Source organism: Chryseobacterium sp. WLY505 (assembly GCF_030846215.1).
Lineage (GTDB): Bacteria > Bacteroidota > Bacteroidia > Flavobacteriales > Weeksellaceae > Chryseobacterium.
In genome coordinates this window covers 308,666-324,511 of the sequence record NZ_JAVCWI010000005.1, presented here as the reverse complement: position 1 = coordinate 324,511, position 15,846 = coordinate 308,666, and the positions used below count along the sequence as shown (strand labels likewise).

Below are 15,846 nucleotides of genomic sequence, written 5' to 3'. Positions count from 1 at the left end.
AATCTATACCTTATGAGAAAAGCAGTTATACCCGTTCTGTTCGTTTTTTCACTTACTGCGAATGCACAGGAGAAAAAAGCGGCCGACACTACGAAGACAACCAGTATTGAGGAGGTCGTGGTCACCTCTTTGGGGATAAAAAGGCAGGCCCGCTCTTTGACGTATTCCAGTCAGCAGATTGGTGGAGATGAGCTTACAGAAGTGAAAACTCCCAATCTATTAAATTCGATCAATGGAAAAGTTTCCAACGTACAGATCAACAGAACCAATGGTGTAGGTAGCTCCGTAAGGGTGGTCATGAGAGGAGATAAGTCTGTCAACAGTGCACAGCCACTGTATGTGATTGATGGTATTCCTATTATCAACGGAACAGGAAAATCTGCAGATATCGGACAGTATTCCAATATGCCGGATCCGGGAGATGTACTGAGCTCCATCAATCCTGATGATATTGAAAGCATCAACTTCCTGAAAGGAGCTTCTGCTTCTGCATTGTATGGTTCTGCCGGAGGTAACGGGGCTATCCTGATTACGACTAAAAAAGGACGTGCAGGGAAAAGCTCAATTACTTACAGCTCCAGTCTTACAGTTGACAGAGCATACAGTCTTCCCAAACTGCAGCACAGTTATCTGTCTTATGACCCTTCTGTATCGGGATCACAGCCGGGACAGTCAACAGAAAGCTGGGGAGCAAAAGGAGCTTCCAAGGATTACCTTAAAGATTTTCTGCAGACAGGAACTACATGGGTAAACAGTCTTTCATTCCAGTCAGGAAATGAAAAATCAACAAGCTATTTCTCTATCGGGAACACCACCAACAAAGGAGTGGTTCCTATGTCATATTTTGATCAGTACAATGTATCTTTCAGAAATTCAAGTAAGTTTCTGGATGATAAATTAACACTAGATGCCAATTTCATCGGATCATTACAGGAAAGTAAGAACAGACAGACTCCCGGAGCGTCTTTTTCTCCCTTGACAAGTTTGTATTGGCTGCCAAGAGGAGTAGATTTTGATCAGTATGGTCCTGATAATTACACTTATTTAAATAAAGAAAGGTTTTTACCCGCTCAAAACTGGTGGGAAGTAAATCCGGATGGAAGTTTTAAAGGAAACCCGCCAACACAGAACCCTTATTGGATTTTAAACCGTAATCCTGTTACTGTAAGCAATAAAAATACCTATGGAGCACTTTCATTGTCTTACCAGATCAATCCCTGGTTAACGGCAAGAGTGAGAGGGAATTATAGCTGGAATATTTCAGACAGTCAGCGTGATATTGCTGCTTTTTCAGCACCTACTTTGCTGGCTGTTAATGAAGGGATTAATGGAAGAATCCTTAAAAATACATATGAAAACTCTTCTACATACGGGGACGTATTGCTTATCGGTAGTCCTAAAATAAGTGAATCTTTCTCTTTAGATTTTACGTTAGGAGGAAGTATCAATACCACCAGAAATAAAATAGGACAGATTGATAATGCTTATCTGACAAACCCCAACCTTTTCACTGTGAGTAATCTTGAATGGGGTAAAAAAAGATCCCCTGGTGATGGATATCACAATATTTATACCAATATGAAGAAGCAGGTGCAATCTGTCTTTGCCAGTGCTACAGTAGGTTATAAAAACATGTTTTATGTAGACATGACTTTTAGAAATGACTGGGATTCCAGTTTGGCCTTAACCGGAAGAACAGGATTTGACTATGAATCTGTTGGAGCCAATGCTGTATTATCTTCTGTTTTCAAACTGCCGGAAGCCATTAGTTTCTGGAAAGTAAGAGGATCGTATGCAACGGTAGGATTAGGGTTGCCTACCAATATTTCCAATGCAATGATTGAATATAATAAAGGATATACCTTTGGGGTAGACGCCGGAACACTTGTGTTTCCAAAGAGTTCATTCATTACTGATCCTAAGTATAAAGACCTGTTTCCGAAACCTGAATTTAATAAAACTTTTGAAGTTGGAACAGAGCTAAGGATGTTTAGTAACAAATTAAGTTTTGATATTACTTACTACAACTCCAATACGAGTAATCAATTGTTAGAAACAAAAATAGATTCTTATTTCGGAGGGATAGCTCCCGGATCATATTATATTAATGCAGGGAAAATCCGAAATACAGGTTTTGAATCTTCATTATCCTATAAGGTATTCAGTTCAGAAAAATTTGGATGGACAACTACATTAAATGCTTCTGCCAACAAAAACAAAATTGTTGAATTGTTTCCACCAAGTTTACCTATATCAGAAAACCAACTTTTCTCATTAACAGGAGGAGGTGAATATACAAAACTGAAATTAGGAGGATCTTTTGGTGATCTTTACGGAATCAAGTTCAAAAGAGATGATCAGGGACGTATTTTAGTGAATGAGAAAGGAATCCCATTAGCAGAAGGTACTCCTTCTTATCTGGGTAATCCGAACCCTAAGTTTATCATGGGATTCAATAACTCCTTTAATATTGGTAAGCTGGGAATCTCTTTCCTTATTGATGGTAAATTCGGAGGTAAAGTATTGTCTCTTACTGAAAAAGCAAACGATATCTATGGAGTTAGTCAGTCTACAGCGGATGCAAGAGATGCAGGAGGGGTATCTATTCCAAATGCAGTATATGCACCGGGAACACCAAATGCGGGACAGGCTTATACTGGTTTAACCAATGCAAAAGATTATTATAAAGCAGTAGGAACAACAGAAGGGTTTGGAAAAGGTATTGATGAAGCTTATCTGTACAGTGCTACAACAATACGTTTACGCCAGGCTTCCATTTCATATACTTTCGATATTCAATCTAAATATATGAGAAATGCAACGGTAAGCTTAGTAGGAACCAACTTATTTTTCTTTTATAAAAAAGCACCGTTTGATCCTGAACAGGTATCAGGAAATACACCTGGTGGAGTTGGGGTAGATTCATTCGGATTACCGGTTACCCGATCTATTGGATTATCATTAAAAGCTAACTTCTAACTTTTACAATTAAGAAAATGAAAATCAATCATATTAAAATATTGGCATTCGGAGCTGTACTATTGTTCTCAGCTTCAGGATGTACTAATGACTTTGAACAGTATAATCAGGAAAAGGCAGGAGGTCCTGAAAATTTTTACGCTGATTTTATTGCGGTTGTTGATCCGATGAAATCTATGCAAAGAGGATTACAGTCTGATTATCAGCTATATCCTAACCTTAGTGCAGATATGTACAGTGGAATGTTCAGTACAGCAACACCATTTAATGGAGGAGTAAATAATCTTACCTATTCAATGATGGATGGATGGAATAATAGAATTATTGCCAGACAGCAGGATATTTTCAATTACTCCCTTATCATTGATAATACGGCTAAGGAAATCTATAAAGGAGTAGATTTTACAGGAACATTTGCTGTTAAAAAAATTCTGAAAGTCATTACAGCCGCAAGAGTTTCAGACAACCACGGTCCTGTAGTTTACAGCAAATATGAAAAGCCAAACCCTAACGGAGTTACGGATTTTGATTCTCAACAGGAAGCCTACAACTATTTTATTGCTGATCTTACTGCAGCCATTACAGATCTACAGAAAGTAATTGCCATGTCAGCGACACAGAATGTAGAAGATAAATCGGCATTGAAGAAAGCAGATTTAGTATATGGCGGAAATATGGCGCAATGGGCAAAATTTGCCAATTCACTAAAGCTGAGACTGGCTATGAGAATGAGCTACGCTGATCCTGCAAAATCTAAGCAATATGCAGAAGAAGCATTGGCTTCACCTGCAGGATTGATTACTGACAATGCAGATAATGCATTGATCAGTGTAGGACAGTCAGAATTGAGTTTCATCATTTACTCATGGGGAGACTGTTTAATTGGAGCACCTTTGATGGCTTATATGAACGGATATAATGACCCAAGACTTCCGGCATATGCTATTCCGGCATCTGATCCGGGTTTACAAGGAAAATATATAGGAATACGCCAGGGAATTGATTTATTAAACGGTAAGTCAACGTATGGAGGATTTTCGCAGCCACAGGCAAAATCTGCCAGCGGAGATTATTTTTCTGGTACAGATGGTAAAATGAAATTATTCACTGCTGCAGAAACATGGTTCCTTAGAGCTGAAGCTGCTTTGAGAGGCTATGCAGGAGCGGGTGATATTCAAACCAATTATACAACCGGAGTTCAGCAGTCTTTCGGAGAATGGGGGAAAAGTGCGAATGTTGCTGCTTATCTTGCCGATAATACTTCTACTGAAGCACCTTATCTTGATCCGAAAAATGCAGACAATAACGTACTTGTTGGAAACCCTCAGTTAAGTACTATCACGATTGCATGGAATAACGGGGATACCAACGAAAGAAAATTAGAAAGAATTATTACCCAAAAATGGCTTTCTCTTTATCCAAACGGACCAGAAGCATGGGCTGAGCAGAGAAGAACAGGATATCCGGTTCTTTTCAAGGTAAGAAAAAATGATAGTGGCGGAGCCATCAGTACAGAAGCAATGATCAGAAGAATTCCTTTCACTATTGATACTAAAACGTCATTATATAATTACCAGCAGGCTGCACAGATGCTTAACGGTCCAGATACCGGAGGTACTAAGCTATGGTGGGATAAGAAATAAAAAATATTCAGAATCACTCATTAATAAAGAGACATCTCAAGATCAGATTTTATTTGATACATTCATTAAGGCAGGAGAATAGAATAGAATCTCCAAAAAATTTATAGTTTCGTTTTTAGCCTGAATGAATGTTTGAGATGTTCTCTTTTATTTAGAATCTTATTTTTAAATATGGGAAAAAACAACTCCGGAACCCGTCGGATTCAGCCAATTCTCTGGATTTCCACATTATATTTTGCAATGGGAGTACCCTTTGTAACCATTAATGCGGTTTCAGGAATCATGTATAAAGATATGGGGGTTTCGGACTCGCAGATCACTTTCTGGACTGCCCTTATCATGTTCTCCTGGACATTAAAACCTCTTTGGAGCCCGTTTCTGGAGATTTATAAAACCAAAAAATTCTTCGTTGTTTTTACTCAGTTTGCCATAGGAATTCTGTTTGCATTAGTAGCCTTAAGTCTGCCAATGCATGATTTTTTCAAATACAGTATTGCCCTTTTTGCCGTAGTGGCATTTTGTGGAGCTACTCATGATGTGGTAGCAGACGGAACGTATATTGGCTTTTTAACCAATAAAGAGCAGGCAAAATATATTGGTTGGCAGGGCGCTTTTTACAATCTTGCCAAGATCATCAGCAGTGGAGCACTTGTTTATTTTGCAGGTGTTTTAGAAAAGACAAAAGGCGTTACGCATGCCTGGATGATCATTATGGTGATCTATGCATTACTGTTTTTTGCCCTCGCAATTTATCATTATTTCATTCTGCCGAAAGAAAATAAAGAAGAACAGAAAGATGAAAAGACTGCCGGAAATGTTCGTCAGGAACTATGGGAAGTCATTACCTCTTTCTTCACCAAAAAGAAAATTCTGTGGTGTATTCTCTTCATTATTCTGTACCGTTTTGCAGAAGGATTTGCCATCAAAATTGCGCCTTTATTTTTTAAAGCTCCAAGAACATCAGGAGGATTAGGATTATCTACATCAGATATCGGACTTATTTACGGAACATACGGTTCTGCAGCATTCATCTTAGGATCCGTACTGGCAGGGTACTTTATCTCAGCCCGTGGACTGAAAAAATCTTTGATATGGCTGTGTTGTGCATTTAATATTCCATTTGTGGTCTATGCATTACTGGCTTATTATCAGCCTGCAGATCTTTTGCCTGTAGGAATTGCCGTAGTAGTGGAATATTTCGGCTACGGATTTGGCTTTGTAGGGTTAATGCTCTACATGATGCAGCAGATTGCACCTGGAAAACACAAAACGGCCCATTACGCATTTGCAACAGGAATCATGAATCTTGGCGTAATGATACCCGGAATGTTCAGTGGAATGATCAGTGACTGGATCGGGTACAAACTGTTCTTTATCTGGGTATTGATCGCTACCGTTCCTGCATTCCTTGTTACCCTGTTTGTTCCTTTCCCTTATTCAGAAAATCAGAGAGAAGAATCTATAAATAAATAATGGTACTAAACCTAACAGGTTTTTAAAACCTGTTAGGTTTAAAATAACATTAAGAATGTTTACCAAATACTAAAACAATTAAAATAAAAAGTAAAAAATACTTTATGACAACTCAATCAGTAATGATCCCTTGGCAGGATCGCCCGGAAGGTTGCAATGATATCATGTGGAGGTTTTCCGAGAACCCGATCATTAACAGATACGCGATACCAACATCCAACAGTATATTCAACAGTGCCGTGATTCCTTTTGAGGATGGATTTGCCGGAGTCTTCCGTTGCGACAACAAGGCCGTACAGATGAATATTTTTGCTGGTTTCAGTAAAGATGGAATCAATTGGGACATCAATCATGACCCTATTGAAATGCAGGCAGGAAATACGGATATGATTGAATCCGATTATAAATATGATCCACGCGTAACCTTCATAGAAGACCGCTATTGGATCACTTGGTGCAACGGATACAATGGTCCTACCATCGGAATTGGATATACTTTTGATTTTAAAGAATTTTTTCAGTGTGAAAATGCCTTTCTTCCATTCAACAGAAACGGAGTTTTGTTTCCTGAAAAAATCAATGGTAAATATGCGATGCTGAGCCGTCCAAGTGATAACGGACATACGCCTTTCGGTGATATTTATATCAGTTACAGCCCTGATATGAAATACTGGGGGGAACACCGTTGTGTGATGAAAGTGACACCTTTCGAAGACAGTGCATGGCAGTGCACAAAAATCGGAGGTGGGCCGGTTCCTATCAAAACAGAAGAAGGATGGCTGCTTTTCTATCATGGAGTAATCAATACCTGCAGAGGATTCAGATATTCAATGGGAGCAGCTTTGCTTGATCTTGAAGATCCCACAAAAGTATTGTACAGAACGAAACCTTATCTGCTGGCACCGGCAGAATTGTATGAACTGACAGGAGATGTACCGAATGTGGTTTTCCCTTGTGCAGCATTGACTGAAGGAGACAAAGTAACAGTATATTACGGTGCTGCTGATACCGTAGTTGCAATTGCCTTTGGATATATTTCAGAAATCATTGATTTTATGAAAAAGAATTCAATTTAATACAGTAATATAAAGTTTAGGAAAATAGGTTAATCATCTTAATTTTCCCTTTTACTGGGAATTTTATAATGGTTTTCCTATTTTTAAACCAACTTTTAAACAAAAAAATCTCCGATACCTCTCTTATCATGAAAAAAGAACTGTTAATCTGCTTTTTTACCACCCTGATTTCTGTAGCCAATGCCCAGCAAAATAAAAACGATATATTATCCTGGGTAGATCCTTTTATAGGAACTGGAGGACATGGACATACCTTTCCGGGGGCAACCACGCCATTCGGGATGATACAGCTGAGCCCGGATCAGAATACGAAAAGCGGCGACTGGGACTGGTGTTCCGGATACCACTACAGCAGTAAAACGATCATGGGATTCAGTCATAACCACCTGAGTGGAACAGGATGGGCAGATCTTGGAGATATTCTGGTAATGCCTACTGTAGGGCAGGTGAAAATGGTTCCGGGATCTGAAGAAAATCCTGAGACAGGCTACCGTTCAAAATTTACACATGATAAAGAAGTTGCGTCTCCGGGATATTATTCCGTAATGCTGGACAGCTATGGAATTAAAGCAGAACTTACTGCTTCCCCAAGAGTCGGATTTCATAAATATACTTTCCCGAAAAGTAGTGAAGCCAATATCATTATTGATCCTACTAATAAAATCTTCGGAAACATCTACCATACTTTAGTAAGTGTGGAAGGCAATAATAAAATCAAAGGGTACTGCTACAGCAATGGCTGGGGAGGTAAACGATTTGCTTATTTCGTAATGGAATTTTCCAAACCGTTTAAGTCTTACGGCGTTTATGCTGACGGAAAAATCAAAAATGATGAAAAAATTGCCCTTGCCAAAGATGCTAAAGCTTTTGTAAGATTTTCAACAGAAGATCAGGAAAGCATTGAAGTAAAAGTTTCTTTATCTCCGGTAAGTACAGAAAATGCACTGGAAAATTTTGATACAGAAGCAACAAATGTTGACTTTGCCAAAGCAAAAGAAACTGCTCAAAAGACCTGGAGAGATCTGATCGGAAGATTCCAGGTAACAGGAGGAACCGATAGCCAGAGAAAAATTTTCTATACCGGAGTTTACCATACATTCATTGCACCCAATTTATACATGGACGTGAATGGAGACTATGTTGCAGCACAGGAAAACATGAATACCAAATGGTTTACCAACTACAGTACTTATTCTTACTGGGACGGATTCAGAGCGACACATCCATTACTGACTATTATGGATCAGAAACATACAAAAGAATTTGCCAATTCTCTGATCAGCAGATATACGGATCGTAAAGATCACATGCCAATCTGGGAGCTTTGCGGATATGATAATTTTTGTATGCTGGGTTATCACAGTGCTTCGGTAATCTGGGATGCCATTTCAAAAGGAGTTCCGGGTATTGATGCCGAAAAAGCATTTGCTGCTATGAAAGATGCTTCTTTAACGGACAAAATGAGCAGCAGCGATGGTGGCGGAGGTCTTAATGATTATATCAAATTAGGCTACACTCCATCAGAAAACGGAGCTTCTGTTTCTGCAACACTGGAATATTCATACGATGACTGGTGTATTCAACAGCTTGCTGAAAAATTAGGCAAAAAAGAAGAATCAGAAGTGTATAAAAAACGTTCTATGAACTTCCTGAATACCTTCAATAAAGAAAATAACCACTTCTGGCCAAGACAAAAAGATGGAAAATTCTTAGCAGATTTCACCCTTAACGACTGGAAAAAGCTACAGCCACACTGGGTTTCTGGAAATATCTGGGCGTATGATTTCTTTGTTCCGCATCAGATTGATGAAATGATGAATCTGTATGGCGGCAAAAAAGGATTTGAAGAAAAATTGGATAAAACCTTTACAGAAGCACTTCATATGGAAGGGGAGCAGCATGTGGATATCTCAGGATTCATCGGATCTTTAGGATTCGGGGATGAGCCGGGGCATCATGTTCCATACCTGTACAATTACGCAGGAAGTCCTTATAAGACTCAGAAAATGGTAAAATATATCCGTGACAATATGTATGCGGCAAAACCTGATGGAATTGTTAACAATGAAGACTGCGGTCAAATGTCAGCATGGTATATCTTCTCATCATTAGGATTCTATCCTGTAACACCGGGGAAACCTGTTTATGCCATCGGAGCACCACAATTCCCGAAAGCTTCTTTAAAGCTTGAGAATGGGAAAACATTCACCGTGATTGCAGACAAAATATCTGACAAGAATATCTATGTACAGAAAATGTTCCTGAACGGAAAAGAATACAAAAGCTGGGAACTGAACCACAACGATATCATGAACGGTGGCGAATTGAGATTCGTAATGGGAAGTAAACCTGTAAAATAAGACTCATAAAAATAAACGAAACAAAGTATCAATGGAAAGGAGAAATTTTATTAAAACAAGTGCACTGGCAGGAGCCGGATTGCTGTTTACTCAAAATGTTTTTGCTAAGAATTTAGTACTGGATGACTTTCCTGTTGTCCGTGTTCCTAAAGATAAAAGACATTTTACCAGCGAATCCGTAGAAAGTGCTATTGCAGTGTTTAAAAAGAAAGTAAAAAACAAAGAGCTGAGCTGGCTTTTTGAAAATTGTTTCCCGAATACATTAGATACTACTGTTTACTATACGGAAACCGGCGGAACACCGGATACCTATGTGATCACTGGGGATATTGATGCCATGTGGCTTCGTGACAGTTCCGCACAGGTTTTCCCTTATCTGCAGTTCTCTAAAAAAGATGAAAAACTGCATAAGCTGATCTCAGGAGTAATCCACAAACAGACTACTTTCATCCTTAAAGATCCTTATGCGAATGCTTTCTACAATGATGATCAGAAGATCAGTAAATGGAAAGAGTATGACCACACCGATATGAAGCCGGGAACGCATGAAAGAAAATGGGAAATCGACTCGCTTTGCTATCCTATCCGTCTGGCCTATCACTTCTGGAAAACAACAGGAGATACAAAACCTTTTGATGCCAACTGGCTGAAGGGAATTAAACTTACCCTGCAGACTTTCACAGAACAACAGAGAAAACATGATCTTGGACCTTACAAATTTGAACGTACCACAGCTTGGGCTACAGATGGAGTTCCTATGGGAGGATATGGTTATCCAACGAAACCTGTGGGATTGATCAGCTCTATGTTCCGTCCAAGTGATGATGCTACGATTTACGGATTCCTCATCCCTTCCAACTTATTTGCGGTGGTAAGCTTACGTCAGGCTGCAGAAATGGTTTCCCAAATTAAAAATGAAAAAACGTTGGCTCAACAACTGAACAGCCTTGCTGATGAGGTAGATGCAGCCATCAAAAAATACGGAATTTACAATCATCCTGAATTTGGAAAAATCTATGCTTTTGAAGTAAATGGCTTCGGAAGCTACAACCTGATGGATGATGCGAACTGTCCAAGCTTGCTAGGATTGCCTTATCTGGATGCGGTGAAAGCTGATGACCCTGTATATTTGAATACAAGAAAATTTGTGTGGTCTGAAAACAACCCATTCTTCTTCAAAGGTAAGCTGGCAGAAGGAATAGGAGGTCCGCATATCGGACTTGACATGATCTGGCCAATGAGTATCATAATGAAGGCACTCACTACCAAAGAAAAAAGTGAGATCAGATGGTGTATAGATACCTTACAGAAAACGCACGGAGGAACAGGCTTTATGCATGAATCCTTCCATAAAGACGACTCCAAAAAGTTCACCAGAGAATGGTTTGCATGGGCCAATACCCTGTTTGGCGAATTGTTATGGAAAACCTTTAATGAAAACCCTGAGCTACTGACATAGCCCACCCTTTTATATCGCTTATTCATCTGAGATTCCTTCCCGAAAAAGAAGGTGTCAGGGGAATGCTATATAAAATTCACACACCAAAAACACCTTAAAAAAATTATACAATGAAAAAAAAATCCATCTTTACCGCACTGATTGGCATGATGCTTCAGTCTGGTTCTCTGATTAACGCGCAGCAGCTTAGTCCTACCGGAATTTGCTATGTGGAAGTGAATAACAACAACCTCCTGAATGCAGGAGCGTACAAACTGCAGACATCAAACAGCTACCTGTTTAATGTGGTGAATATTTTTGCGGCTAATATTAATTATGATACCAGCCGTGGAAGAGCTTATCTGTATTCCAATAACAATGTTACCAAGGTTCTTACCAATGCAGATACTTACATAAAGCCACTTCAGCAAAAAGGAATGAAAGTAGTGCTGACTATTTTGGGAAATCACCAGGGAGCTGGAATCTGTAATTTTCCTACCCGTGAAGCTGCAAAAGACTTTGCATTACAGTTGGCCAATACAGTGAATACCTACGGTCTTGATGGAATTGATTTTGATGATGAATACTCAGAATACGGAAACAACGGAACAGGGCAGCCCAATGACAGTTCCTTTGTAATGCTTGTTCAGGAGCTCAGAGCCTTATTACCGAATAAAATTATTTCGTTCTATTATTATGGCCCTGCCGCTTCAAGACTTTCCTGGAATGGCGCCAGAGTAGGAGATAACGTCAACTACAGCTGGAATGCCATGTACGGAACATTCTCTGCTCCCAATGTACCACCTCTTACCAAAGCACAAATTTCTCCTGCAGCCGTTTGGATGGGAAATACGTCTAACTCTACAACCACCAGTCTGGCCACCCAAACTAAAAATGGAGGTTACGGAGTATTCATGTGGTATGATTTACATGGAACGAATGAAACGGCACAGCTTTCAGCGGGAACTCAGACCTTATACGGGGAACCAACAGTTTTAAGCGGTACTTTACAATCCTGGACACAGGGAACCAATTGTGATGCCCCTATCGGATTATACACAAGTAACCTTACAGGAACAAGCGCAAAACTGAACTGGTCAGCCGTTGGAACCAATACCTACGATGTTGATTATAAGCCAGCTTCTTCAACAACATGGACGAGTGCAGTATCTGCAACAAGTTCTACTTCTGTAACTATTTCCGGATTAACAGCCAATACTGAATACGATTGGAGAATCAGAACCAACTGCAGCGTGAAAAGTGCCTATATGTTTGCACCAAGATTTACAAGTACTTCAGGAACAACGCCTACGGGTTCTTATGCATTGTCTTTAGATGGAAGCACTGAATCAGGAGCAGCTGGAAGTATGAATCTAAGCGGTTCCGCACTATCTTTTGAAGGATGGATCAAACCTTCGTCATTCAAATCAGCGTCTCCATATATTTCTTCTATCATGGGAACAGAGGTAAGTGACAGCAATTCTGCATTCTTAAGATTAGGAGATGCCGGTCTGGCGAATAATAAACTTCAGTTTGTAGTAAGCATTAATAACGTACAGCAAAAACTGGCTTCTGCAACGGCGTTGAATGCCAATACATGGTATCACGTGGCAGCTACTTACGATGGATCCAATATGAAAATTTACATCAACGGTACTCTGGATGCAACGAAAGCACAAACCGGAAGTGTGAATTCAACAGGTGCATTCAACGTGGGATATTTATACAACACATCAAGAAACTTCAATGGGAAAATAGATGAGGTAAGAGTATGGAAGCGTGCATTGAGTCAGACAGAAATCAGTCAGAATATGTGTAATGTATCTGTTCCGGCAACTTCACTGGCTGCTTATTGGAAGTTTAACGAAGGAAGTGGTTCTACAGTTCAGGATACTTCCGGAAACGGAGTGAGTTTAACGTTGACAGGCGTAGACTCTTCTAATTGGGGAACAGATCTGCCATGTGCAACGGGAAGTTCACTATTGGCAAGAAATGCTTCGAGCCAAAAGGCAATAAGTGAAGGACAGGTAAATATTAAAACTCAAATAAAACTATATCCTAATCCGGTAAGCAAATCTTCATCATTGACAGTTTCTGTTCCCGATGAATACAGCAAAGGGAAATTGACGGTTTATGATTTTAACGGAAGAATCGTAGACACAAAATCACTGAACTCAGGGGATAATCAATATGAATTGAGCAGAATTCAAGCAGGAAATTATATCGTTCAGTTTGAATCTCATGATGGAAGCTTAAAACAATCTGAAAAACTAATTGTAAAATAACAAACCCAGTCATTGGGCTTCGGCCCAATGATTTTTTCTACTACAAAATTGATATACTATGAGAAAAAAATCCTTTTTTATTCCCTTAATGGCTCTGATGCTTCAGTCAGCTCCGTTGCTCAAAGCACAGCAGCTTGATCCTTTGGGAGTCTGCTATGTGGAAGTGAACAACAACAATATGCTGAATGCAGGTTCCTATACTTTGCAGAATACCAACAGACAGCTTTTTGATGTAGCCATTATTTTTGCAGCGAATATCAACTATGATGTTTCCAAAAACCGTGCTTATATCTCAAACAATAACAACGTTACTAAAGTTCTGAACGATGTTAATACCTACGTGAAACCTTTACAGCAAAAGGGAATAAAAGTATTGCTTGACCTTTTAGGAAATCATCAGGGAGCAGGAATTTCTAATTTTCCTAACCGTGAGGCAGCTAAAGATTTTGCTCTACAGGTTGCTCATACCGTTTACACTTACGGTCTGGATGGAGTAGACCTTGATGACGAATATGCAGGATACGGAAATAACGGAACGGGACAGCCTAATAACAGTTCTTTTGTAATGCTTTTACAGGAGCTGAAAGCGGCAATGCCGGATAAACTGATTACATTTTACTACTATGGTCCGGCTACAAGCAGACAAACGTATAATGGAGATTTAGCAGGAAATTATATCAATTATACATGGAATGCTATGTACAGTACTTACAATGCACCTGTTGTTCCTCCTCTTGATAAATCCAAAATCTCTGCAGCGGCAACCTGGATACAAAACTCGAATCCAAGCTCAACTTCTGCCACTACACTGGCAAGCTTAGCGACCAGCACAAAAAATGATCAATATGGCGTGTTTATGTGGTACGATCTGCCGGGAACCAATGTTGCCAGCTATCTGAGTACTGGATCCAATATTCTTTATAATGAAAATACACTTTTAAGCGGTCAACTATATTCATGGTCGCAGGGACAGGCCTGTGATCCGCCATTGGGACTTGATATTTCCAATGTGACAGGAACTTCAGCGCAACTGAACTGGACTTCCAATGCGTCCCAGTCTTATAATATTGATTACAAACCCGCTAATTCAACGGTATGGACGAACGTTGCCAACAATTATTCAGGAAATAATATTGTCATCAACAACCTTACCCTGAACACCAATTATGATTGGAGAATCCAGTCTAACTGCTCACCGACATTAACAAGTACTTATATTTTTGCACCAAGGTTTAACTCCGGAAGTGGCTGCACTACGCCATCAGGATTGACTTCCGGAAGTTTCCTTGGTAATACGGCCCAGCTATCATGGGATGCCGGAAATGCAACTTCATATACCCTGCAGTATAAAACTGCTGCTGCTACAACCTGGACTGAAATCCAGAATGTTAGCACCAATTCTTATTCATTACAAAATCTTAGCCCTAATACCGCCTATGTATGGAAGGTACAAGCCTCATGTGCAGGAGGAACTACAAGTACCTATTCAGGAGAAGGGTCATTCAACAGTGGTTTCGCTCCGGTTACAAGCCCGGGTGCAAGATCTCTTGCTTTCAACGGAAGCACGCATTATCTTAATGCAGGACAATTTAACCTGAGTGGAAACGCGGTGACCTTTGAAGGCTGGGTAAAAGTAAATGCTTTCAAAACAGCTTTCCCTTACATTTCATCAGTGTTAGGAGTGGAAGTAGGGGATAATAATTCGGCGATGCTTCGTTTCGGAGACGGAAACCTCGCGAATAATAAGCTTCAATTCATTTTGAGCTTTGGTTCATCACAGGTGAAATTGAATACCAATACAGCATTCAACACCAATACATGGTATCATATAGCAGCTACTTATGATGGAACAGCCATGAAAATTTATGTGAATGGTAACCTTGATGCTACTTTTGCAGTAACGGGTAACTTTACAGCAAACGGAATTCTTTATCTGGGAAGAAATTATGACAATTCCCGTACAATCAATGGTTTCCTTGATGAATTCAGAGTTTGGAAAAAAGCGTTAACACCACAGGAAATTTTAAGTAACAGCTGTAATGTTCCTGCCAATTCCACAGGTCTTGAAGCCAACTGGAAAATGGATGAAGGGAGTGGAATGGGAGCTTTGGATGCTACAGCCAACACTCATTTTGCAACCCTGATCAATATGACAGATGCGAACTGGAGAACAGATGTTGCCTGTGCTTCATCTCTTGCCGTGAAAGATATAGAATCCGTAAAAGAGAACAGTGCAGTCTATCCAAATCCTGTGAAACGAGGAAATGACATTCATTTTGCCATTAGCGACAATTCGGCAACTGAAGTGGCATTGTATGATGTTTCAGGAAAATTGTTCAAAAAACAGAATATTAATCAAAATAATAACGCAGTCAATACGCAGGATTTAATCAGTGGTACTTATATTTACAAAATTACATCTGCGAACAGTAAAGTACTATCAACCGGTAAAATTATTGTGAAGTAAAAGTAAGATAATGAAATAGTTATCATAACGAATAAAAATAGAGTCTGAAATACAAAGCAGACAGACAGAGGTGTACTTCTGTTTGTCTGTTTTTTCAGTCGCAGGGATGTCTTGAATTTAAAATA

8 protein-coding genes are annotated in these 15,846 nt (G+C 39.5%); all 8 read left to right on the top strand.

What is annotated here, in order from left to right; all coding sequences use genetic code 11:
• Nucleotides 1-12: 12 nt before the first annotated feature.
• The 8 genes from RAH34_RS13450 (at nucleotide 13) to RAH34_RS13415 (ending at nucleotide 15,721) form a co-directional block, all read left to right on the top strand.
• The gene (locus RAH34_RS13450) at nucleotides 13-2,979 is read left to right on the top strand and encodes a SusC/RagA family TonB-linked outer membrane protein (RefSeq protein ID WP_306596468.1); all 2,967 of its coding nucleotides are present in this window, start codon (nucleotides 13-15) and stop codon (nucleotides 2,977-2,979) included.
• 17 nt (nucleotides 2,980-2,996) lie between these two features.
• Complete coding sequence (locus tag RAH34_RS13445) at nucleotides 2,997-4,622, top strand: SusD/RagB family nutrient-binding outer membrane lipoprotein (protein ID WP_306596467.1); 1,626 nt, start codon at nucleotides 2,997-2,999, stop codon at nucleotides 4,620-4,622.
• Nucleotides 4,623-4,793: 171 nt separating this feature from the next.
• Nucleotides 4,794-6,095, top strand: coding sequence for an MFS transporter (locus RAH34_RS13440; protein ID WP_306596466.1), 1,302 nt, complete (start codon nucleotides 4,794-4,796; stop codon nucleotides 6,093-6,095).
• 104 nt (nucleotides 6,096-6,199) lie between these two features.
• A complete protein-coding gene (locus RAH34_RS13435) occupies nucleotides 6,200-7,171 on the top strand; it encodes a glycoside hydrolase family 130 protein (RefSeq protein ID WP_114822304.1) in 972 nt (323 codons plus the stop codon).
• A 128-nt stretch (nucleotides 7,172-7,299) separates the two neighbouring features.
• On the top strand, nucleotides 7,300-9,531 hold the full coding sequence (locus RAH34_RS13430; RefSeq protein WP_306596465.1) for a GH92 family glycosyl hydrolase: 2,232 nt from the start codon (nucleotides 7,300-7,302) through the stop codon (nucleotides 9,529-9,531).
• A 31-nt stretch (nucleotides 9,532-9,562) separates the two neighbouring features.
• Entirely contained in the window at nucleotides 9,563-10,990 is a 1,428-nt protein-coding gene (locus RAH34_RS13425; protein ID WP_114822306.1) for a glycoside hydrolase family 125 protein, read from the top strand.
• 110 nt (nucleotides 10,991-11,100) lie between these two features.
• Entirely contained in the window at nucleotides 11,101-13,254 is a 2,154-nt protein-coding gene (locus RAH34_RS13420; protein ID WP_306596464.1) for an endo-beta-N-acetylglucosaminidase H, read from the top strand.
• A gap of 58 nt (nucleotides 13,255-13,312) precedes the next feature.
• Nucleotides 13,313-15,721 (top strand): endo-beta-N-acetylglucosaminidase H, encoded by a 2,409-nt coding sequence (locus RAH34_RS13415; RefSeq protein WP_306596463.1) that lies wholly within the window; start codon nucleotides 13,313-13,315, stop codon nucleotides 15,719-15,721.
• The last annotated feature ends 125 nt before the right edge of the window (nucleotides 15,722-15,846 follow it).

What these genes read in the sequence shown, in the direction of transcription:
- RAH34_RS13450 (WP_306596468.1), top strand. Translation starts at nt 13, where the DNA reads ATGAGAAAAGCAGTTATACCCGTTCTGTTCGTTTTTTCACTTACTGCG.
- RAH34_RS13445 (WP_306596467.1), top strand. Translation starts at nt 2,997, where the DNA reads ATGAAAATCAATCATATTAAAATATTGGCATTCGGAGCTGTACTATTG.
- RAH34_RS13440 (WP_306596466.1), top strand. Translation starts at nt 4,794, where the DNA reads ATGGGAAAAAACAACTCCGGAACCCGTCGGATTCAGCCAATTCTCTGG.
- RAH34_RS13435 (WP_114822304.1), top strand. Translation starts at nt 6,200, where the DNA reads ATGACAACTCAATCAGTAATGATCCCTTGGCAGGATCGCCCGGAAGGT.
- RAH34_RS13430 (WP_306596465.1), top strand. Translation starts at nt 7,300, where the DNA reads ATGAAAAAAGAACTGTTAATCTGCTTTTTTACCACCCTGATTTCTGTA.
- RAH34_RS13425 (WP_114822306.1), top strand. Translation starts at nt 9,563, where the DNA reads ATGGAAAGGAGAAATTTTATTAAAACAAGTGCACTGGCAGGAGCCGGA.
- RAH34_RS13420 (WP_306596464.1), top strand. Translation starts at nt 11,101, where the DNA reads ATGAAAAAAAAATCCATCTTTACCGCACTGATTGGCATGATGCTTCAG.
- RAH34_RS13415 (WP_306596463.1), top strand. Translation starts at nt 13,313, where the DNA reads ATGAGAAAAAAATCCTTTTTTATTCCCTTAATGGCTCTGATGCTTCAG.